General features: G+C 69.4%; 17 protein-coding genes and 2 tRNA genes. 12 read left to right on the top strand and 7 right to left on the bottom strand.

The window, feature by feature from the left end:
- The first annotated feature begins 175 nt into the window (after nt 1–175).
- Nucleotides 176–1195: a glycoside hydrolase family 6 protein gene (locus ABT367_RS30805; RefSeq protein ID WP_352256549.1), complete on the top strand. Its 1020-nt coding sequence runs from the start codon at nt 176–178 to the stop codon at nt 1193–1195.
- 69 nt (nt 1196–1264) lie between these two features.
- Here ABT367_RS30805 and ABT367_RS30800 read toward each other — a convergent pair whose 3' ends face one another.
- The 3 genes from ABT367_RS30800 to ABT367_RS30790 form a co-directional block, all read right to left on the bottom strand.
- A complete protein-coding gene (locus tag ABT367_RS30800; protein ID WP_352256548.1) occupies nt 1265–3223 on the bottom strand; it encodes a kelch motif-containing protein in 1959 nt (652 codons plus the stop codon).
- Nucleotides 3220–5196, bottom strand: coding sequence for a glycosyltransferase family 2 protein (locus ABT367_RS30795; RefSeq protein WP_352256547.1), 1977 nt, complete (start codon nt 5194–5196; stop codon nt 3220–3222). Before ABT367_RS30795 ends, ABT367_RS30800 begins: the two co-directional genes overlap by 4 nt.
- A gap of 345 nt (nt 5197–5541) precedes the next feature.
- On the bottom strand, nt 5542–6249 hold the full coding sequence (locus ABT367_RS30790; protein ID WP_352256546.1) for a FadR/GntR family transcriptional regulator: 708 nt from the start codon (nt 6247–6249) through the stop codon (nt 5542–5544).
- Between the two features lie 60 nt (nt 6250–6309).
- Between ABT367_RS30790 and ABT367_RS30785 the strand changes: the two genes are divergently transcribed.
- Nucleotides 6310–6441: a hypothetical protein gene (locus tag ABT367_RS30785; RefSeq protein WP_352256545.1), complete on the top strand. Its 132-nt coding sequence runs from the start codon at nt 6310–6312 to the stop codon at nt 6439–6441.
- 112 nt (nt 6442–6553) lie between these two features.
- On the opposite strand, the gene ABT367_RS30780 is transcribed toward ABT367_RS30785, so the two are convergent.
- Nucleotides 6554–6627 (bottom strand) — tRNA-Lys (locus ABT367_RS30780).
- 198 nt (nt 6628–6825) lie between these two features.
- On the opposite strand from ABT367_RS30780, the gene ABT367_RS30775 reads away from it, so the two are divergent.
- The 9 genes from ABT367_RS30775 to ABT367_RS30735 all read left to right on the top strand — a co-directional run bounded on the left by ABT367_RS30775 (nt 6826) and on the right by ABT367_RS30735 (nt 15697).
- Nucleotides 6826–8097 carry a peptidoglycan-binding protein gene (locus ABT367_RS30775; RefSeq protein WP_352256544.1) on the top strand — a complete coding sequence of 424 codons (1272 nt, stop codon included), beginning with the start codon at nt 6826–6828 and terminating at the stop codon, nt 8095–8097.
- Between the two features lie 97 nt (nt 8098–8194).
- Nucleotides 8195–9391 carry an SPFH domain-containing protein gene (locus ABT367_RS30770; protein WP_352256543.1) on the top strand — a complete coding sequence of 399 codons (1197 nt, stop codon included), beginning with the start codon at nt 8195–8197 and terminating at the stop codon, nt 9389–9391.
- Entirely contained in the window at nt 9378–10043 is a 666-nt protein-coding gene (locus ABT367_RS30765; RefSeq protein ID WP_352256542.1) for a nucleoside/nucleotide kinase family protein, read from the top strand. Before ABT367_RS30770 ends, ABT367_RS30765 begins: the two co-directional genes overlap by 14 nt.
- A gap of 146 nt (nt 10044–10189) precedes the next feature.
- The gene (locus ABT367_RS30760) at nt 10190–10789 is read left to right on the top strand and encodes a lytic polysaccharide monooxygenase auxiliary activity family 9 protein (RefSeq protein ID WP_352256541.1); all 600 of its coding nucleotides are present in this window, start codon (nt 10190–10192) and stop codon (nt 10787–10789) included.
- Between the two features lie 129 nt (nt 10790–10918).
- Nucleotides 10919–11377, top strand: coding sequence for a DUF3592 domain-containing protein (locus ABT367_RS30755; protein WP_352256540.1), 459 nt, complete (start codon nt 10919–10921; stop codon nt 11375–11377).
- A 58-nt stretch (nt 11378–11435) separates the two neighbouring features.
- Entirely contained in the window at nt 11436–13103 is a 1668-nt protein-coding gene (locus ABT367_RS30750) for an AMP-binding protein (RefSeq protein WP_352256539.1), read from the top strand.
- Nucleotides 13104–13164: 61 nt separating this feature from the next.
- Nucleotides 13165–13238, top strand: a tRNA-Lys gene (locus ABT367_RS30745).
- A 350-nt stretch (nt 13239–13588) separates the two neighbouring features.
- On the top strand, nt 13589–15100 hold the full coding sequence (locus ABT367_RS30740; protein WP_352256557.1) for an alkaline phosphatase D family protein: 1512 nt from the start codon (nt 13589–13591) through the stop codon (nt 15098–15100).
- 48 nt (nt 15101–15148) lie between these two features.
- Nucleotides 15149–15697 (top strand): hypothetical protein, encoded by a 549-nt coding sequence (locus ABT367_RS30735; protein WP_352256538.1) that lies wholly within the window; start codon nt 15149–15151, stop codon nt 15695–15697.
- Between the two features lie 59 nt (nt 15698–15756).
- On the opposite strand, the gene ABT367_RS30730 is transcribed toward ABT367_RS30735, so the two are convergent.
- The 3 genes from ABT367_RS30730 to ABT367_RS30720 form a co-directional block, all read right to left on the bottom strand.
- Nucleotides 15757–16245, bottom strand: coding sequence for a cupin domain-containing protein (locus ABT367_RS30730; protein ID WP_352256537.1), 489 nt, complete (start codon nt 16243–16245; stop codon nt 15757–15759).
- Nucleotides 16246–16307: 62 nt separating this feature from the next.
- Nucleotides 16308–18494 (bottom strand): terpene synthase family protein, encoded by a 2187-nt coding sequence (locus ABT367_RS30725; RefSeq protein ID WP_352256536.1) that lies wholly within the window; start codon nt 18492–18494, stop codon nt 16308–16310.
- The gene (locus ABT367_RS30720; RefSeq protein WP_352256535.1) at nt 18485–19891 is read right to left on the bottom strand and encodes a family 2B encapsulin nanocompartment shell protein; all 1407 of its coding nucleotides are present in this window, start codon (nt 19889–19891) and stop codon (nt 18485–18487) included. Before ABT367_RS30720 ends, ABT367_RS30725 begins: the two co-directional genes overlap by 10 nt.
- Before the next feature lie 274 nt (nt 19892–20165).
- Between ABT367_RS30720 and ABT367_RS30715 the strand changes: the two genes are divergently transcribed.
- The coding region (locus ABT367_RS30715) for an AfsR/SARP family transcriptional regulator (protein ID WP_352256534.1) at nt 20166–20571 on the top strand (406 nt) is incomplete at its 3' end.

Here is a 20571-nt window from a genome sequence, read left to right as displayed (position 1 = left end):
TCCCCGGGCTTCGTTCGGAGCCGTCCCGAGCCTCGTACGGAGCCGCCCGACTGCTCCCGTACGCAGCCGCGTAACAGCTCATGCACGAAGCGGCGGACCAGGGAGGGCGGCCCTCGTGACTCACGTGCACCTATGTCAGGATTGAGGCTCCGACCGTGCACCCAAGGGGGAGTGGATGTACAGCAGTTCCGCGACGTTCCGTGGGGCGGTGCAGACGGGTGCGGCGCTTGTGGGGGCGGCGCTGCTTCTGACCGGCTGCTCGTCGGACGGCGACAAGGACCCTGACAACCCGTCGAACAGCGCCACGCAGCAGCCGAAGGACAAGGACCCGTACTGGGTCAACCCCGACTCGAACGCGGCCGAGCAGCTCCAGACGTACAAGGACGACAGCAAGAAGTCGGACGCCGAGCTGATCAAGAAGATCGCCGAGCAGCCGACCGGCGAGTGGATCGTGCCGGAGACGGCGCAGGACCAGGCGCGCGAATTCACCGAGGCGGCCGAGAAGGCCGACCGCGAGGCGGTCCTGGTGCTCTACAACATCCCGCACCGCGACTGCGGTCAGTTCTCCAAGGGCGGTGCGGCCGACGGCGACGCCTACCGGAACTTCATCGACGAGGTCGCCAAGGGCATCGAGGACCGCCCGGCCACCGTCATCCTCGAGCCGGACGCCCTGCTGCACGTCGTGGACCGCTGCACACCGACGGAGTTCCACGACGAGCGCTACGAGCTGCTCAAGGGCGCCATCGACAAGCTGCACACCCTGAAGAACACCAAGGTCTACATCGACGGCGGCAACGCGGGCTCGGCCGGCCCCGACGCCTTCTACGAGCCGCTGAAGCGGGCGGGCATCGACAAGGCCGACGGCTTCGCGGTGAACGTCTCGAACTTCTACACCACCGAGGAGTCGATCGCGTTCGGCAAGCAGCTCTCGGACAAGGTCGGCGCCAAGCCGTTCGTCATCGACACCAGCCGCAACGGCAAGGGCGTTTGGCAGTCGGACGAGAAGGACCCCTGGTGCAATCCGCCGGGCCGCGCGCTCGGCGAGGTGCCCACGGTGGACACCGCCGACGAACGCGTAGACGCCTACCTGTGGATCAAGCGTCCCGGTGAGTCGGACGGCGAGTGCCGAGGCGGCCCGAAGGCCGGCGAGTGGTGGCCGGAGTATGCACTGGAGCTGGCCAAGAACGCCAAGTAGGGCGCATACGCAAGCAATTGAGGGCGTCCCCCGCATCAGGGGACGCCCTCAGTCATGCGGTCCGCGCGCCTACTCGGGGACCTCCACCCACTGCGCCTCGCTCGGCACACCCTGGTCGTCGGTGACGAACAGCATGTACCAGCCCGGCTGCACCAGGTTCTTGTTCTCCGGGACCGTCACCGTGACGCTGTCCTTGCCCTTCTTCACATCGAGGGCGATCGAGCGCTGGTCGATGTCCGTGACGTGCGTGGACGCGCTCGGCCTGATCAGCCGCGCGTTCTTGATCGACGAGGCGTGCTGCGTCTTGAACGTGGCCGACTCACCGCGCTCGATCGCGTCAGGACCGCCGCTCAGCGAGGGCTGCGAGCCCTGGTAGAGATACGGCGGCGTGTAGATCTCCAGACGCTGCTCGAACGTGCCCGGCTTGGTGTTGGCCGCGTCCGCGTACAGCGAGTCCGAACCGAAGAAGACCACGCGCCCGTCGGGCAGCAGCAGCGAGCCCGAGTGGTAGTTGCGGCCCACCAGCGGATCGGCGACCTTGCGCATCTCGCCGGTCTTCGCGTCGTACATCCGCGCTTCGAGGATGTTGGAGTCGCTGCGGCCGCGGTAGTCCTCCGAGCCGCCGGAGATCAGCACGTTGTCGTCGGGCAGGACCGAGGACTGCGGATAGCGGGTGCCCTTGTCGAAGGAGGGCCCGTCCTTGAACTCCGGGTTGTCCTCGTCGAGATCGATGATCCGGGTCTTCTCGCTGGACTGCTCCGACTCACCGACGCCGCCGCCGCCGACGACCATGAACTTCTCGTCCTGCGCGGGCGGCAGCCACACCGTGCCGGCGGTCTCCATCAGCTTGGGGTCGGACAGGCCCTTGACCTTGGTGAACTTATTCGTGTCGAAGTCCCAGACACCCGGGTCGCGGCCCACGTCGTCCGGACCGTAACCGGCGTTGGCGCCCGAGTAGAACAGCTCGCCGTTGGGCAGCAGGAAGATCGCGGGATACGTCGGGAACTGCCGGTTCTGCTTGACGTAACTCCACTTCTTCGTCTTCGGGTTGTACACCTCGTTGCGGTTGCCGGGCACGACCTGGCCGATGTCGTCGAGGCCCGACAGGGCCAGGATCCGGCCGTCCGAGAGCGTGGTCAGGGTGGGGTACCAGCGCGACTCGTTCATCGGGTCGACCTTGATGTACTTCTCGGCCACCGGGTCGAACTCATAGGCATCGTCGATGCCCTGGAAGTCCTTCTTGTCGAGGGCGAGCTTCTGCGCGATGCCGTACGTGTTCTTGGCGTCGGCGGCCGAGAGCCCCTCGATCTTGTAGTTGTCCTCGGTGCCGGTCTCGTACTTCTTGCCGCTCTTGGTGGCCTCGACGTAGACGCGCTCGAGGCCCGCCTTGTTGCCGGTGAACTTCCCGGTCTGAGGATCGAAGGTCTTCTTCGCGCGCTCGACGACGATCGACTCGGTGAGGACGAAGGTCTTGCCGTTCTCCTTGCCCGTGAGCTTGGTGCCCTTGGGCAGGGTGATCGGCTTGTCCGGGTTCTCGTTGTGGACGATCATCAGGCCGCCGGCCTTGGTCACATCGCCCTTGAGCTTCTCGTACGACTTCGTGCCGCCCGCGACCAGGAGCTTGCCGTCCGGGAGCTGGGTGTGCCCGGTGCAGAACAGGTCGTTGGGGGTGGGGATCTTCTTGAAGGTGTTCTTCACCGGGTCCCACAGGACGGTGTCGAACTTCTTCGCGTCGAAGTTCTTCTGGTTGTTCCCCGAGCCCGCGACGAGCAGCACCTTCCCCGTGTGCAGCAGCGCGGCGTGGATCGTGTTCAGCTTGTACTCGTCGGGCAGGTCGACGATGTCCCACTTGCCGTTGTCGGCCTTGTACTCGGGCCTGTTGATCTTGTAGTCGTGGTACTGGTCCGAGGCGAAGCGCCACAGCGCGGGACCGTTCATTCCGGCGAGTGCAAGCACCACCGCCGCGCCTATCGCTATGCGGCGGGCGCGGCGGCGGGTGTGCTTCACCGGCGTGGTGCCGACGGTCATTTCTTACGTCCCCCAAGGGCGATCTGCATGGTTTCGTCGGGGCGTCCGGTCCGAGCGGGACGCTCGGCCGCGGCCCAGCTGGGCCGGCCCTGGTTGTGCGGAGCGGCCGCCTGGGGTGGCACCGCAGCCGGCTGCGGCGCGTGAGCGCCGTCCGCCGGACCGCTTCCCGGAGCACCGGACCTGGGCTTCTTCTTGTCCTGGCGGATCTGCCAGCGCCATACGAAGATGGGCGTGGCGGTGATCAGCATCGCGATCACACCCCAGATGATCATGGCCGGGTGGGCGTGCCCGTAATAGAACCCGGCACCGATCGAACCGCCGAAGATCAAGATGAAGTACCAGTGGTAGCGGAAGGTCCCGAACCAGCGGTCGGGGGACGCCGAATCGCCCTTCGGTGTGACCACGAACTTGGACTTGCGCCGCAGCATCGAGTCGATCAGCGCCTTGGCGTACAGCGGCGCGGACAGCGCGGACATCACCATGCCGGCCACACCGCCGGAGCCCTCGGGCTCGTGCGGCGAGACATTGTGGCGGCGGTTCCAGATGTACAGGCCGATCTGGAGCGCCGAGGCGTTGCCGTAGAGCATCAGCCAGATCGTCGGGTCGATGTTGACACCCGAGGCGCCCAGGCCCAGGAACAGCGCACAACTCAGCGCCGCCAGGATCCAGTTCAGGGCCGACATCGGGTAGAAGATGATCATCATCGTGTAGTTGAAGAGCTTGCTCGGCGGGAGCGAGTACCAGCCCTTCCAGTACTGCTTGAGGATCGTCTCGTACGTACCGCGCGACCAGCGCATCTGCTGCGTGAAGAAGTCCGTCCAGGCGCTCGGGCCCTCACCGACGGCCAGCACGTCCGGCGTGTAGACCGAGCGCCACTTCTTGCCCGTCTGCGGGTTGCGGTGGCGGTGGATCTCGAAGCCGGTCGCCATGTCCTCGGTGATCGAGTCGTACAGACCGCCGATCTGCTTGAGGGCACTGATCCGTACGGCGTTCGAGGTGCCGACGAACATCGGCGCACCGTACGCGTTGCCCGCGCGCTGGATCAGCGCGTGGAACAGGAACTGCTGGGACTCGGCGGCCTTGGTGACGAACGAGTCGTAGTTGCCGTACACCTGCGGGCCGATGACGAAGCCGACGTCCGGGTCGCGGAAGAAGCCGAGCATCCGCTCCAGGTAGTTGGGCATCGGCACGTGGTCGGTGTCGACCGAGGCGAAGTAGTCGTAGTCGTCACCGTGCGCGTCGAGCCAGGCGTTGTAGTTGCCGTGCTTGGTCTTGGCGCGGTGCGGACCCTTCTTCTGGTTCCACTTCGCGATGCCCTTGCGGGAGAAGTGGTGCACGCCGAGCCGGGCGCACACCTCCTTGACCTCCGGGTCGTCACCCTCGTCGAGCAGCCAGATGTGCAGCAGCCCCCGGTGGCGGAGCTTGACCGCCGCCTCCAGGGTCTTGGTCACCATCTCGATCGGCTCCTTGCCGGGCACGAACGAGGTGAGGAACGCGACGCGCGTCCCGGTCTCGGGGACCACCGGGATCGGGTCACGGGCGACGAGCGTGGCATGCGCGTTGGACAGCACGTTCATGCAGCGGAAGAACTCGATCAGACCGATCGAGACCAGCATGACGACGTCGAGGTGCTCCAGATAAGCGTTCGGGACGTAGTCACGCTCGGTCCAGTGCTCCGGCTGAAGCAGCCAGGCGAGCAGCACGAGCGAGAGCAGCGGCGCCGCGCCCAGCATGAGCGCGGCCCGGATCCGGTGCGGCTCCTGCGAGAGCAGCGACCGGTACTGCACCTTGTACGGCTTGCTCGGATCGGGGTTGGTCAGTGGCCCCGAGAGCCGGCTGTAGTGCTCGTAGTCGTACCTCGGCAGCGTCTTCTTGATGCGCCTGAAGCCGCCCGTCCGATGTGATGGCACGCGCAACTGCTGCGTCTGGGTCGGGTCGGAGCCCGGCCCGGCGCCCGCCGGCGTCGACGTCATGAGTCATCCCCCCGCACGCACTGGTCTGCGTGTTCGTCGGTCCTTCCGCCCGCCGGAGTCCCCCTCGACCCCCACAGGCGCGTCACTGGCTGGCCACCTCACCTGTCACTAGGACATGGAAGAGGTGCCTTCCGGTTGCATGATGCCCGCCCCGCTTTGCTTCATGAACGGGACCCCCAGCGTTTCATGGCCGGGGCCCTCTCCCCGAACCACCCGTTCACATGGTGACGGGGGCGAGAACCCCCAACTGCCTCGTACCGCCCGCCCCATGGAAGCGCAAGCCTCCCAATCTTCAGGCCAGGGTTCTACGACCCCTGGCTTGATCGCAAGAGCGATACAAGGTGTTTACTTGTCATACGCGTGGTTTGGGAGGTCAGTTGAGGCAGGTGAGCCGAGCCGGGTACGAATATTACCGAAGTGCTCGCGTATTGCCTGCTCGGCCCGGATGACATCACCGGAGCGCACCGCGTCGAGGATCTCCCGGTGCTGGCGGCAGGTCACCTTGGGGTCCTGCGGTACGTCGACGAGGTCGGTGCGCACCTTGTGGAACGCGTCCCAGAACGCCTCCAGGACCTCCCCGAGCAGCAGGTTTCCCAGGCCGCGGTAGAGCGTGGCGTGGAAGGCGCGGTCGGTTTCGGCGGCGACCTCGCCGTCGGCGGCCTCGCGCTCCATCCGCTCGATGAGCGCGTCGAGTTCGGCGAGGTCGGCTGCGGGGATGCGGCCGGCGAGCCGGGCGATCAGACCGGTCTCCACGGCCTCGCGCAGCTCCAGGAGCTGCAACAGGCTGTCCTCGCCCCGGTAGTGGCCCGCGACCGTGCGGAAGGTCAGCCCTTCGATCATGGGTGCGACGGACATCGGTCCCACATAGGTACCGAATCCATGCCGGATCTCCACGATTCCCATCGCCTGGAGGGCCTTGAGCGCCTCTCGCACGGAATTGCGACTCACACCGAGGAGCGCCATCAGCTCGGGCTCGGTGGGCAGCGAGGCCCCCGACGGCAGCCGACGGTCGATGATGAGCTTCTTGATGCGCTCCTGTATGTCGCTGGCCATGGGCGACACCGTATCCGGCCAGGCCGTCCCACGGGGGGTGCGCGACAAAAGGGGGTGCGGGTGGCAAGGCCCCCGCAGCGCGCGGCGAAGCCGCGCAGAAACGACGAGGGCGAGAAGGTCCGCGCTTTCCGCGGACACTTCTCGCCCATCGCCATCGTGCGCCGCCAGGGACTCGAACCCCGGACCCGCTGATGCTGCATTCATCCGGGGGATAACCCCCGGACCCCCAGCCGCCTGTTGGCTGCCGAACGATGCCGTGGCATGACGAAGGCCCCTCGTCGAAACGAAGGGCCTTGTCTGTCTGTGCGCCGCCAGGGACTCGAACCCCGGACCCGCTGATTAAGAGTCAGCTGCTCTAACCAACTGAGCTAGCGGCGCGCGCTGACCTGGAGAACTCTACCGGATCGTCGGGGGTGGTTCCGACCACGCCCGAGCGCGGGGGCCGGGCAGTGGGCCGTACGCGTGCAGCATTCGGACCGTCAACATGCGATATCCGGGAGCAGTTGGGAAACTGACGACCATGCAGATCCGCGTACGGCGAATTCCCGGCCCCTTCGCGAGTGTGAGGTAGATCGCATGCGATCCGATACGGCGGGACTGCCGGCATTCGAGGAATTCGAACCCGCAGGCGGCACATGTGGCTGCGCGGGCTGTCTCCGCTTAGGAGGTACGGGGCCCAAGGGGCCTTCCCGTATTTCTGCCTCGCATTGCGCGCGGAGCGCACTGATCACCGTGACCGCCGCGGGAACCCTTCTCGCGGCGGGCTCCACCGTCACCTGCGCCGTCGCCCACCCGCTGGTCCGGCCACTTGCCGACGACCCCGACGGGCACCCGCAGGGCGCCGCCGCCCCGCTGCACGGCGCGCCCGGAGCCCCCGCGGCGGCTCCTGCGGTGCGGCCGACCACCCGGGCCGAGATCATCAAGCGGGCCAAGACATGGGTGGCCGCCGAGGTGCCGTACAGCCTCGCGAAGTACTGGCGCGACGGTTACCGGCAGGACTGTTCGGGCTTTGTCTCGATGGCCTGGAATCTCGGCACGAATCAGTGGACCGGAACACTCGACCGGTTCGCCGTGCGAATCAGCCGCGATCAGCTGCAGCCCGGGGACATTCTGTTGTTCCACAATCCCGCCGATCCGGAAAGGGGTTCGCACGTGACGATTTTCGGCGGCTGGACGGATTACACCCGCGCCTATTACCTCGCCTATGAGCAGGCCCGCCCGCATACGCGCAAACAGGCCACCCCGTACGCCTATTGGAACCACGCGCAGCGCTATACGGCCTATCGCTACAAGGGGCTCACGGCCGCCGCGTCCGGCGCCCCCGCCCGCTATCCGGGGCGCGCGGCGTTCGGGCCCGGCGTGCGCAGCCCGTATGTGACCCAGCTCGGGAAGATGCTCGTCGAGCGTGGCGGCAAACGGTTCTACCGGCAGGGGCCCGGGCCGCAGTGGGGCGAGGCGGACCGGCGTGCGACGCAGGCCTTCCAGCTCGCGCAGGGCTGGCGCGGCAAGGCTGCCGACGGGCTGCCGGGCCCGCTGACCTGGGAGTACCTGGCGAGCGGCAAGGGGCGGAACATCGCGGCGAGCGGTTCGCCGGGTGCGCCGCGCGGGGTTCCGGCCTACCCGGGGCGCGGGATGTTCCGGCCGGGGCAGTCGAACGAGTTCATCACCGTGCTCGGGCGGCAGCTCGTCAAGAAGGGGTACGGGCGGTTCTACGCGCAGGGTCCGGGGCCCCGGTGGGGCGAGGCCGACCGGCGTGCGGTCGAGGCGTTCCAGCGCGCCCAGGGCTGGCGGGGCGGTGCGGCGGACGGTCTGCCGGGGCCGGAGACATGGCGGCGGTTGTTCGCGTGAGCGGGACGGGTGGTCCGCCGGGTTGCCGGGCGGGTCGGGTGCGCGGCCCTGTGACGGGGCCCGGGTTGGAGTCGGCTGCGGTGGTACGGAGGGTGCGATGACGTCGGCGGAAGCGGGGACCGGGGCCGTGGGACCCGAGCGTGTGCGGTTGATCCAGAACGAGGCGACCACCGAGATCCCGGTGCATCTGCTGTTCCGCGACGAGCCGGAGGCCGGGGCGGCGTCAGTGGGGAGCGGGACGGCGTCCGCCACCGGGGTGGCGACCCGGGCCGGCGTCTTCGCCGCGGCCCCGGCGTCGTCGGCGGCCGTGGTGGGACGGGCCCGGCAGGGCACGGGGGAGCAGCCGCGCGCGGTGCGCAGGTCCTTGCCCAGGACATCCGTACGTGCCGTGCTGCCCGTCGACGAGACGCTGGTGGAGCGCCCCGCCTCCGCGCTGTCCGGAGCCGTGGCCGTGGCCGCCGGTGCCGTGGGGCTCGCGGGGTGCGGGGCCGGGCTGTGGTGGGCGGGCCTGCTGCCGCCGCTCGCGGTGCGGCTCGCGCGGCTGCCGCTGGTCGAGGGCGCGCAGCCGGGACCGGCGCAGTGGGCGCTGCTCGCCGGCTCGGGTGCGCTCGCGCTGTGCGCCTTCGCCGGGCTCGGGCGCGGGCGGACCGGGCGGGCCTGGGTGGTCTCGCTGTTCGGGCGGTACCGGGGGAGTGTGCGGCGGACCGGTCTGGTGTGGATCAACCCGTTCCTGAAGCGGCGCCGGGTCGACGTACGGCTGCGGCACTGGCGCAGTGAACCGCTGCCGGCCGTGGACGCGCAGGGGGCCGCGCTGCGGGTGGTGGTGCTCGTGGTGTGGCGTGTGAAGGACACCGCCCGGGCGACGCTCGGAGTCGACCACCATGAGACCTATCTGCGCGAGTGCGTGGAGGCGGCCATGGCGCGGGTGCTCTCGCAGCTTCCCGCCGACGCCTTCCACGGCGACGGGCCGACGCTCCGTAACGCGGAGGCCGTCGGCGACGCACTCACCCGGCTCCTCGTCGCGGACGCCGACCCGGCCGGCCTCGAGGTGTTCTCGGCGCAGCCGACCCGGATCGAGTACGCGCCCGAGGTCGCCGAGGTGATGCGGCGCCGGCGGATCGCGGCCCTGGACGCCCGCCACCGCGAGAGCGTGCTGACCCAGGTGGTCGACTCGGTGGAGGACACGGTGACCCGGCTGACCATGCGCGGCCTGGTCGAACTCGACGACTACGAGCGCAAGGCCCTGGTGAAGGATCTGACGGTGGCGTTCTATACGGGACATGGAGATCGCTGAGCCGGCCCCCGTCGAGCCCACGCTCGAATCCCTCGCGGCCGATGCCTGGAAGCTGACCGCCTCGGGCCCCCGCGTCCTGCTGGGGCTCGCGGGCCCGCCCGGCGCCGGGAAGTCCACGCTCGCGCGGGCCTTGGTGGAACGGTTCGGTGCGCGGGCCGCGTATCTGCCGCTCGACGGATTCCACCTGTCCAACGCCCAGTTGGAGCGGCTCGGGCTCACGGCGCGCAAGGGTTCGGAGCCGAGCTTCGACGTGTACGGGTATCTGGCGCTGCTGAGGCGGGTCCTGACCGAGACCGGCCGGGACCTCTACGTACCGGATTTCGACCGGACCCTCGACGAGCCGGTGGCGGCGCGGCATCGGGTCGCACCGTCCGCGCGGCTGGTCGTCACCGAGGGGAACTATCTCGCCTGTGATCTGCCCGGCTGGCGCGAGGCGCGCGGTCTCATGGGCGCGCTGTGGTACGTCGATGCGCCGGGCGATGTGCGTCAATTGCGCCTGGTGGAGCGGCAGTTGACAGGCGGACGTACGAGGGTGGGGGCCGAGGACTGGGTGCGGGCGAACGACCGGCCCAACGGTGAACTCGTGGAGGAATCGCGGGGAAGGGCCGACCGGATCCTCTCCACTATTGGTATGGACATGTTCAAGTCCTGAGAATAATCTGAGACTTGGTCTAGACCGGACCTTGTACTTCCGGACCTTGTACTTCCGGATCATGCACAGCGGATCCAGCACTTCCGCACGGAGCACTGCGCAGCGCTCGAGCTCACCCCCACATCACGAGCCCCAGGAGCAGCAGTATGCGGAGAAAGAAGACGTACGCGGCGTTGGTGGGCCTGGCGACGGCGGGCGCGTTCGCGCTGTCGTCCGGCGGCGCCAGCAGCCACGGCTACACCGATCTGCCCATCAGCCGCCAGAAGCTGTGCCAGAACGGCACGGTGACGGGCTGCGGCGCCATCCAGTGGGAGCCGCAGAGCGTCGAGGGCCCGAAGGGCTTCCCGGCGGCGGGTCCGGCGGACGGCAAGATCTGTTCGGCCGGCCTCGGGCAGTTCGACGCGCTCAACTCGCCCACCAAGCCGGGCGGTGGCGCCTGGCCGGCCACGTCGGTGTCGAGCGGATCGACGTACACGTTCCGCTGGCAGTTCACGGCACGGCACTCCACGACCGACTTCCGCTACTACATCACCAAGAACGGCTGGAACCAGAGCGCCCCGCTCTCCCGGTCGTCCCTGGACACCGCGCCGTTCCTCACCGTGCCCTTCAGCGGCCAGCCCCCGGCGACGCTCTCGCACTCGGGTCAGCTGCCTTCGGGCAAGTCGGGACGGCACATCATCCTCGCGGTCTGGACGATCGCGGACACGGGCAATGCGTTCTACGCATGCTCGGACGTCCAGTTCTGACCGCTCCGACCAACCCCCCACGGCCCGTTGCTCAGATCTTGCTCAGATCGAGTTCTTCCCCTCTGACCTGCGGGCATACGGTCTGCGCACGCCGTGTTCGAGCGGTGTGCGCAGATCCGGGGGGATGCCATGGACTTCTTCTTCTATGCGGTGCCGCTGCTGATGATCGCCTTCCTCGTCGGGGTGGCCGTCAACGCTGTGAACAGGGACCGGCAGATGCGGGCCGCCTGGTCGAGCGGGTTGACGGCCGAGGCGCGCTGTCTGCGCTTCTATACGACGACCAGCGGCAGCGGCGACCGCACCACGACGACGCTTCACCATGTGTTCGAGTACGTCACGCGCGACGGGCGCACGGTCCGTTTCGAGGAGAGGAACGGGCCCTCGACGATCGTCGAGGGCGACATCGTGCCCGTCCACTACACGGCGGAGCGTCCGGACCGTGCGACGGTCCGCGCACCGCGCGGCGGGGCGCTCGCCGCGCAGACGACGGGGACGCTGGTCTTCGTCGGCGTGATGGTGGTGTTCCTTGTGGTCTTCATCGGTATGTACACGTCGATGTCCTCGGGGCCGGATCCGATGACGCCCTGAGGGCCGCAGGGTTCAGGGGCCTCCACATCTGACGCCCCGTCAATTATCGTGCCGCCCCATGGGCACCCAAGGCGCGACCGTCGCGGAACTCGTCCAGGCCCGCTGGGCCGACCACCGCCCCGGGCTCTGGTTCGAGGACGAGGTGTACAGCCACCACCAGGTCACCGCGGCCGCGGCCGCCCGGGCCGCGCTGCTCGCGGACCTGCTGCCGCGGGGCGCCGAACCGCACGTGGCCGTCCTGCTCGACAACACCCCGGAGTTCCCACGGTGGTTGAGCGCCGCCGCGCTCGCCGGGGCCGCCGTCGCCGGAATCAATCCGACGCGGCGCGGCGCCGAGCTGGCCCGCGACATCCTGCACACCGAGGCCCGGATCCTGATCACCGAGCGCGCCCACCTTCCGCTGCTCGACGGCCTGGAGCTGCCGGGCGTACGCGTCCTCGTCACCGACACCGAGGCCTACGCCGAGCTCCTGAAGGCGTACGAGGGCGCCAAGCCGGGCGAGCACACCGTCGGCGAGGTCGGACCCCGATCACGGATCCTGCTCTACTTCACCTCGGGCTCGACCGGTGCGCCCAAGGCCGCGATCTGTACGCAGGGGCGGCTCGCGGCGGCCGGGCAGTCACTGGTGCGGTTCCACGGGGTACGGCCGGACGACGTGCACTACATCTGTATGCCGATGTTCCACGGGAACGCCGTGATCGCCGACTGGGCCCCGGCGCTCGCGGCCGGCGCGGGGGTGGCGCTGCGGCGGCGCTTCTCCGCGTCGGCCTTCCTCTCCGACGTACGGAAATACCGCGCGACGTACTTCACGTACGTCGGCCGGGCCGTGCAGTACCTGCTGGCCACCGAGCCCGGCGAGGACGACCGGGACAACCCGCTGCGGGTCGGGTTCGGGACCGAGGCGGGTGCGGTGGACGCCGAACGGTTCGCCTCGCGCTTCGGGGTGCGGCTCGTCGAGGGGTACGGGTCCTCCGAGGGCGGCGCCTCCATCCAGCGCACCGCCGACACCCCGCCCGGCGCGATCGGCCGGGCCACGCCCGGTGACGACCTGGCCGTGGTCGACCCTGCCTCGCACGCCGAGTGCCCGCCCGCGCGCTTCGGGCCCGGCGGGCGGCTGCTCAACGGGGACGAGGCGATCGGCGAGCTGGTCAACCGCGGCCGCAACCCCTTCGAGGGGTACTGGCGCAACCCCGAGGCGGATGCGGCGCGGGTGCGGGACGGCTGGTACTGGACCGGTGACCTCTTCTACCGGGACGCGGAGGGGTTCCTGTATTTCGCCGGCCGTACGGACGACCGGCTGCGCGTCGACAGCGAGAATCTGGCCGCCGCGATGATCGAGAACATCCTGGCCCGGTGGCCGGCCGCCTCCGCCGTGGCGGTCTACGCGGTGCCCGACCCGGTGGCGGGCGACCAGGTGATGGCGACCATCGCGTTGCGGCAGGGAGGGGCTTTCGACCCCTCCGCCTTCGCGCTCTTCCTCGCCGAGCAGTCCGACCTCGGACCGAAGATGGTCCCCACGTACCTGCGGATCGTCGACCGGATGCCGGTCACGGCCACGAACAAGGTCCACCGGGTGGCGCTGCGGCGGACCGGTTTCCGGTGCGCGGACCCGGTGTGGTGGCGCGACGGGGCCTCCTCGGCGTACCGGCGCTTCTCGCGGGAGGACCTGGCTGGGGTGCTCGGGCGGTATCGGGAGCAGGGGCGGGAGGACGTCTTGGGGCGCTGATGACCATGGTCGGAAAATGGTCAGGACCACCCCTCCGCACCGGGTACTATTTACGAGTCAAGCGCCGCTAGCTCAGTTGGTTAGAGCAGCTGACTCTTAATCAGCGGGTCCGGGGTTCGAGTCCCTGGCGGCGCACAAGAGCGAGAGCGAGGAATGTCCGCAGAAAGCGCGGACCTTCCTCGCTCTCGTCGTTTCTGCGCGGCTTCGCCGCGCGTTGTGGGGGCTTCGCCGCCCCCACCCCCTTGGTCGGGCGCCGTCCGAGACGTCGCGCGATCGGCGCCCCCGGCCCAACGCGCCTGCCCATGCGCCCCGTTCATCTGGCCCTCCGCGGGTGGCCATCCGCTTGGCGCTGACATGTCACGTACTCCCCGCAGGGTTTTCCCGGTTCGTTACGCCATGCGCCCGAGGAGGAACCCGTGCACAGATCCCACACCCCGACCCGACGCGAGATATTCGGGTACGGAGGAGCCGGAGCGGCCGCCCTCATGCTCGGCACCGGCCTGTGGAGCTCCGGCGCGGCCCACGCCGCACCCGCACTGACCGGGGACCCCTTCTCGCTCGGCGTCGCCTCGGGCGATCCGATGCCCGACGGGGTCGTGCTGTGGACGCGACTCGCGCCCGACCCGTTCGCCGCCGACGGTCTCGGCGGCATGCCGGACAAGCCGGTGCGCGTGCACTACGAGGTCGCCACCGACGAGCGGTTCCGCAAGGTGGTGCGCCGCGACAGCGTGGTCGCCACACCCGAACTCGCGCACTCCGTCCACCCCGAGGTGCACGGCCTCGCCCCCGACCGCGTGTACTTCTACCGCTTCCGCACCGGCACGGCGATCTCCCCGGTCGGCCGCACCCGCACCACCCCGCGCGCCTTCTCGATGCCGCGCGACCTCAAGTTCGCCTTCGCCTCCTGCCAGGCCTGGCAGGACGGCTACTTCACCGCGTACGACCACATGGCCGAGGAGGACCTCGACCTGGTGGTGCATCTCGGCGACTACCTCTACGAGTACGGGGTGCGCACCAACAAGCGCGGCGTCACCACCGACCCCAAGTTCCACACCGAGACCCTGGACCTCGCCCGCTACCGCCTCCAGTACGGCCTCTACAAGTCCGAGGCCCCGCTGCAGAAGGCGCACGCCCGCTTCCCGTGGATCATGACGTTCGACGATCACGAGGTGGACAACGACTGGGCCGGCGCCATCTCCCAGGACGCGGGCGCGGACCCGGAGGTGTTCCTGAAGCGCCGCGCGGACGCCTTCCAGGCGCTCTACGAGCATGCGCCGCTGCGCCACACCCAGCTGCCCAAGGGCCCGGACGTGCGCATCCACCGCAGGCTCGGCTACGGCCGGCTCGCGGACTTCACCATGCTCGACACCCGTCAGTACCGCGACGACCAGCTCTGCGGCGGTGGCACCAGCGCCGACTGCGAGGGCCGCTTCGACGAAGGGCGCACCCTCCTCGGTGCCGAACAGCGCGACTGGGTCCTCAAGGGCTTCTCGCGTTCGCCCGCGCGCTGGCAGATCCTCGGCAACCAGACCCCCATGGGCCAGACGGACCTGGACGAGGGGGAGGCCACCAACGTGTTCATGGACCCCTGGGACGGTTACGTGGCCGAGCGCAACCGCCTCCTCGCGGAGGCGCGCAACCGTGACGTGCGCAACCTCGTCGTCATCACCGGCGACCGCCACCAGAACTACGCGGTCGACCTCAAGAGCGACTTCACCGACCCCCGATCCGCCACGCTGGCGGCCGAGTTCGTCGGAACATCGATCGCGAGCGGCGGCGACGGCGCCGACATGACCGCGGAGGGACAGCGTTTCCTCGCCGCCAACCCCCACATGAAGTTCTTCAACGCGCAGCGCGGCTACGTCCGCATCCACGTCGACCACCAACGCCTCACCAGCGACTTCCGCGTCCTCCCGTACGTCACCCGCCCCGGCGCACCGGTGAGCACCAGGGCCACGGCGGTGGTGGAGGACCGGGTACCGGGCGTACAGATCTGAGCTGGGAGGCGTGGGCATCCTCGAGCCGGTCCTGAATAGGCTGACCCCATGGGACTCTTCGACAAGCTGACCGGGACCAGGCGTCCCGCCGATGGTGTCGTGGCGCGGTCCGGTGGTGAGGTGTGTGCGGCTCTGTTGGGGCTCAACGGGGCCGACGTGCCGTATGTCATCAGGGACGGTCGTGGAGAAGGGGCCGATCTGGTGGCCGAGTGGCGGGTTCTCGATCCCGACTGGCGGGCGTTCTTCGTGCGCAGTCAGGTGAGCCGGGTGTTCCAGGTGCGGATGCGGCTCGTGCCGGAGAAGCGGGAAGTCCGTTCTCTGGACCAGCAGTACGAGGTCACCTGGGCCGGTGACCGGCCGCGGCTTGCGATCGCGGCCGAGGTCCAGCGCGGTCAGGTGCGGACGGTGTCCAAGCGCTGGACGCTCGGCGGCGATGGAGATGTCGGTGGAGATGTCGATGGCGGTGGCGACGGCGACCGTGATGGCGGTTCCGCCAGGGGGTTTCGGTTCGACAGTGCCGAGCTGAAGACTCCGCTCCAGGAGGCCGTTCTGGGTGCGGGCTGGACCTGGCGCGGAGTCGTCACCGGCAAGCTGTGACACGGGAGTTGCGCAGCGCCGAGCGGCGAGCTGTGCGTCGGCGAGGCGTGGCTACCCGGTCAGCACCCCGGGTCCGGTGCGTCCACCGACAGGGGGCTTCCCTCCGGGAGCAGATACGTCACGTAGAGGACGACCGGCGTCGTGCCCAGGTTGCGGCCGATGTGGACGTCCTTGCTGCCGCCCGGCTCCACGAAGGAGCCGCCCGCGGGGGTGGTCTCGACCGAGCAGTCGCCGAGGGTGCGGGTGAGGGTGCCCTCCTGGACCACGGCGAGCACCTGGCCGGGGTGGTAGTGCCAGCCCGTGGAGCCGCCGGGGGCGATCGTGATAGTGCGGAACGTGACGTCGGTGCGCCCCTTGGCCTTCAGGCGCAGGGTGTCCTGCGAGGTGCCCTTGGCCAGGATCGTGCCGGTGACCCCGCTGCCGGGTGTCGCGCCCGCCGCGGACGGCAGCAGGGCCAGCCCGGTCACGGTGGCGACGGCCGCGGCGGCCCGGTAAAAGCGGGTGCGGCGGCCGGACTTGCCTGTGCTGTGCTGAGTGGTGTCGGACATGGTGGTCCCTCCCCTTGTGGATCAGTACGGCCCAACCGTACTGATCCACAAGGGAGTTGCGCTCAGCCGGCCATCGAGAACACCCTCGCCGCCGACGTCCCAAGCCCTGTCAGTGGAGGCAGCGGACCGTGGCCGAGGTCCTGCGGCCGGTAACGCCGCACGCCCTCATGCCAGTTGAGGATGCCGGTCATCCAGTTCTCCAGCTCCTCCACGTACCCGTCGAGCACGCCACGGGCAGCCGCGTTCAGTGAGAAGTCCTCGTACAGGACGGGGAGTTCGCGGGCGGCGATGTGCTGGAACTGCGCGAGCCGCGAGTGCAGCAGATCCGCCACGATCGCACCCGCCTGGTCGCGCGTGCAGCCGAAGAAGGTCCGCACGACCAGGACGGCGTTGTGCAGCTCTCCCTCGTACTCGATCTCCTTCCGGTAGGAGAAGAGGTCGTTGAGCAGGCCGGCGGTATCGGCCGCGGCGCTCTCCAGGGCGCGCAGCGTGCCGCTCGCGTACACCTCGGGCGGCACCGACCTGCCGTGGCCGATCCGGCACAGGCTCATCGTGAAGTCCGCGCCGAAGGTCTGCCGCCGCATCTCGATGTAGTCGACCGGGTCGGGGATCCGGTGCTGCGCCTGGTTGGCGAGCTCCCAGAGCCAGCTGTCGAGCATCTCCGTGATCGCCCGCCGGAAGTCCGTACGGGCGGAGAGCGCCATCGGACCCGCGCTGCGCCGCCACAGATCGTCGAGCCCGCGCTCCAGCGCCGTCGCCGGCGGCGGAGCGGTACCCAGGTCGACCGGCACGAACAGCCGCAGCCGCTCGACGCAGGCCCGTGCGCTCACCAGGTCGCGGGTGCGACCGTAGATCACCGGGAACAGGTCGTCCCCGTACGTCCCCCAGGTCAGCCACTGGGCCGTGAGGTCCAACTGCTCGACGGGAGCGTCCGGATGGATGCCGGCCGCGCACAGCGCCAGGTCGTACCCGGCGAGCTTGTGCTCGTCCCAGACGTCCGAACCGGGCACGCCCGGCTGCGGCTCCAGGATCCCCATCTCCCGTGCCCACGCGATGACATGCGCGCGGGAGGCGTCGAGATGCGGGCTGAGCGTGAGCGGGAAGGGGATGCGGATCTCGGGTACCTGCCAGGCACCGACCGGCTGATACGGCACGTGGGTGTGGCTGCGCACCCGGGAAGCGCCGGTCGCCGCGAGGAGGTCCTTGAGGGACAGGGCGCCCATGCCGAGCGGCGCCGAACTCCGGCTCACCGCCCCCTCGTTCATATAGCGGCTGGAGCGCATGTGCCACTCATGGCCGCCGGACTGCCAGTCCTGCAGCCCCTTCACATACGCGGCCACCGCCACGCACTCGTCGGGCCGCAGCCCCTTGTCCAGGAACAGGGGTGCGAGTTCGGTCAGGGCCGTGTTTTCGAACTGCTGCATCCGCGAGGTGATCAGCTCGTTGACCGCGTCGGCCGCCTCCTGGGTCGTACAGCCGAGGAAGGTCTCCAGGACGAGGACGCCGTTGCTGAGCTCGCCCTCCTCCTCGATCTCGCGCTGGTACGAGAAGAGGTCGTTGCGCAGGTGCACGGCGTCCGAGAACGTGTCCATGAGGACGCGCAGCGGACGGGACGCCGCCACCGACGCGGGCACCTCGGCCGTCACGTACTCGACGAGCTGAGCCGACCAAGGGGCGCCGCCGACCTTGCGGCGCATCTCGATGTACTCGACCGGGTTGGCGATCCGGCCCTCGTTGATGTTGGAGAGCTCCCACAGCGACTCGTTGAGCAGATTGCGGGTGCTCGTAGCGAAACGTTCCCGCCAGTCGGCCGACATGTGCGGCACGGTCCGCTTCCACAGATCCGCGAGGCCCGCCTCCACCGGGTTCTCCGGTTCGGGCATGCCGGCTGTCGGATCGAGCGGCATGAAGGCCGGGAGCCGGTCCAGGTACGCCTTGCCGCCGCGCCGGTCGAGGGTCTTCTTGAACAGCTTCAGGAAGTGGTCGTCGAAGAAGAAGACCCACACGTACCACTCGGTGACCAGCGTCAACTGCTCGGCCGTGCAGTCGGGATGGGTGTACGCGCACAGGAGCGCGTAGTCGTGCGCGGCGAGGTCCTCCGCGTCCCACACCCCCGATCCCTCCAGCATCCCCATGCCGCGCGCCCAGGCCGTGGACTCCTCCCGGGCCCGCGCGGCATGCGGGCTGAGCCGCGCGGGGTGGGGGAGATAGCAGGCCGGCAGCGCGAAGGGCTGCGTGCTCAACGCCACCGTCCGATCTCGACGTTCTCCAGGACACCGAGCGCGTCGGGGACGAGCACGGCCGCCGAGTAGTACGCGGTGACCAGGTAGGACATGATCGCCTGCTCGTTGATGCCCATGAAGCGCACCGACAGGCTCGGCTCGATCTCGTCGGGGATGCCGGCCTGCCGCAGCCCGATGACGCCCGCCTCGTCCTCTCCCGTACGCATGCACAGGATCGAGGTCGTACGGTCCTCGCTGATCGGGATCTTGTTGCACGGCAGAATCGGTACGCCACGCCAGCCAGGCACCTGGTGGCCGTCGAACATCACCGGCTCCGGGTAGAGCCCGCGCTTGTTGCACTCGCGGCCGAACGCGGCGATCGCGCGCGGGTGCGCCAGGAACAGCTTCGAACCCCGGCGGCGGCTCAGGAGCTCGTCCATGTCGTCGGGGCTGGGCACACCGTCGTGCGGCTGGAGGCGCTGCTCGTACTCGCAGTTGGCGAGCAGACCGAACTCGCGGTTGTTGACCAGCTCGTGCTCCTGGCGCTCCTTGAGCGCCTCGACCGTGAGCCGCAGCTGCTGCTCGGTCTGGTTCATCGGCTGGTTGTAGAGGTCCGCGACACGGGTGTGGATGCGCAACACCGTCTGGGCGACGCTCAGTTCGTACTCGCGGGGAGAGGAGTCGTAGTCGACGAAGGTGCTGGGGATCTCCGCCTCGCCGACGTGGCCGGCCGAGAGGTCGATCTCCTTCTCGCCGTACTTGTTGGTGCGCTGGCTCGGCATCTCCCGCAGCGTGTCCAGGTGCTTGCGCAGCGCGGGGGTCCGCTCGACGACCTGCTGGAAGGAGCCGAGCGGCAGCGCGAGCACGGTGCAGGTGGTCACCGCGCGCACCGAGAACTCCCACATCGCGTTCGTGTCGACGAGACCGTCCTCGCCGAAGTACGCGCCGTTGCCCACCACCCCGAGTTCGGCGTCCTCGCCGTAGGGACCCGAGCCGACCTTCTCGGCGCGGCCGTGGGCGAGCAGGAACACCGTGTCGAGGGGGCTGCCGAAGTGCGCGAGCACCTCACCCGGCGCGAACTCCCGCTGCTCGCAACGGCGGGCCAGCTCGGTCAGCACATCCAGGTCCTCGAACTCCCGCAGCGGCGGCAGTTCGCCCAGCTCGGCGGGGATCACCTCGACGCGCTCACCGGTCTTGACGAAGGTGACGCGGCCGTCGCCGACGGAGTAGCTCAGGCGCCGGTTCACCCGGTAGGCGCCGCCCTGCACCTGCACCCACGGCAGCGCCCGCAGGAGCCAGCGGGAGCTGATCTCCTGCATCTGCGGGGTGGACTTGGTCGTCGTGGCCAGATTCCGCGCCGCCGCCGTACCCAGACTCTGCTGCGGCCGGGCCTCGGCTGTGCGGATCTCTTCGCCTACGGACATGTGTGTGCCTCCAGTCGGTACTGCTGTGCGTCACTGACGCGGTGATCACCTTGTAGCACGGACTGTGATCACTCGATTACGCAAGCGGGAGCCGGTGGATCTCCCCGTACGAAAGGGGAGTTGGGAGGGCGCCACGAGGGGGAGGCGCCGGGGCGCGAATTCGGCTGCCGCGCGCCCCTCGTCGAACCGAACAGGGCTTTACCCAGGACCTCGACTGGGTGATTCTTAGCCCGCGTCGGGCGAGATGCTCGAACAAGGGAAGGCCGGGGGAGTCGTGGCACTGAAAGTGGACCTGCTGGGTCCGGTGGGGGCCGGCAGCGAGTCGGGACCCGTCGAGATCGGGGGCGTACGGTTGCGGATGCTCCTGGCCCGCCTCGCGCTCGAAGGCGGACGGCCCGTCAGTGCGGACGGTCTGGTCGACGGACTGTGGGGCGAACAGCCGCCCGCCGATGCCTCCAACGCCCTGCAGGCACTGGTCTCCCGCCTCCGCAAGTCACTGCGCGGCCATGCGGCCGTCGAGTCGGTCGGGGGCGGCTACCGCCTCGACGTCACGGAAGCGGACGTGGACGTACACCGCTTCGAGCAGCTCGCAGGGGCGGGCCGGCGCGCCCTCGCCGCGGGCCGCGGCGCAGAGGCCGCGCTCAAGCTGGGGGCCGCGCTCGCGCTGTGGCGCGGTCCGG

It is taken from the genome of Streptomyces mesophilus, assembly GCF_040300965.1.
Classification (GTDB): domain Bacteria; phylum Actinomycetota; class Actinomycetes; order Streptomycetales; family Streptomycetaceae; genus Streptomyces; species Streptomyces mesophilus_A.
This window is presented reverse-complemented; position numbering and strand designations above follow the sequence as displayed.

Coding starts and splice junctions, on each gene's coding strand:
- ABT367_RS30805 (WP_352256549.1), top strand. CDS start 176: ATGTACAGCAGTTCCGCGACGTTCCGTGGGGCGGTGCAGACGGGTGCG.
- ABT367_RS30800 (WP_352256548.1), bottom strand. CDS start 3,223: ATGACCGTCGGCACCACGCCGGTGAAGCACACCCGCCGCCGCGCCCGC.
- ABT367_RS30795 (WP_352256547.1), bottom strand. CDS start 5,196: ATGACGTCGACGCCGGCGGGCGCCGGGCCGGGCTCCGACCCGACCCAG.
- ABT367_RS30790 (WP_352256546.1), bottom strand. CDS start 6,249: ATGGCCAGCGACATACAGGAGCGCATCAAGAAGCTCATCATCGACCGT.
- ABT367_RS30775 (WP_352256544.1), top strand. CDS start 6,826: ATGCGATCCGATACGGCGGGACTGCCGGCATTCGAGGAATTCGAACCC.
- ABT367_RS30770 (WP_352256543.1), top strand. CDS start 8,195: ATGACGTCGGCGGAAGCGGGGACCGGGGCCGTGGGACCCGAGCGTGTG.
- ABT367_RS30765 (WP_352256542.1), top strand. CDS start 9,378: ATGGAGATCGCTGAGCCGGCCCCCGTCGAGCCCACGCTCGAATCCCTC.
- ABT367_RS30760 (WP_352256541.1), top strand. CDS start 10,190: ATGCGGAGAAAGAAGACGTACGCGGCGTTGGTGGGCCTGGCGACGGCG.
- ABT367_RS30755 (WP_352256540.1), top strand. CDS start 10,919: ATGGACTTCTTCTTCTATGCGGTGCCGCTGCTGATGATCGCCTTCCTC.
- ABT367_RS30750 (WP_352256539.1), top strand. CDS start 11,436: ATGGGCACCCAAGGCGCGACCGTCGCGGAACTCGTCCAGGCCCGCTGG.
- ABT367_RS30740 (WP_352256557.1), top strand. CDS start 13,589: ATGCTCGGCACCGGCCTGTGGAGCTCCGGCGCGGCCCACGCCGCACCC.
- ABT367_RS30735 (WP_352256538.1), top strand. CDS start 15,149: ATGGGACTCTTCGACAAGCTGACCGGGACCAGGCGTCCCGCCGATGGT.
- ABT367_RS30730 (WP_352256537.1), bottom strand. CDS start 16,245: ATGTCCGACACCACTCAGCACAGCACAGGCAAGTCCGGCCGCCGCACC.
- ABT367_RS30720 (WP_352256535.1), bottom strand. CDS start 19,891: ATGTCCGTAGGCGAAGAGATCCGCACAGCCGAGGCCCGGCCGCAGCAG.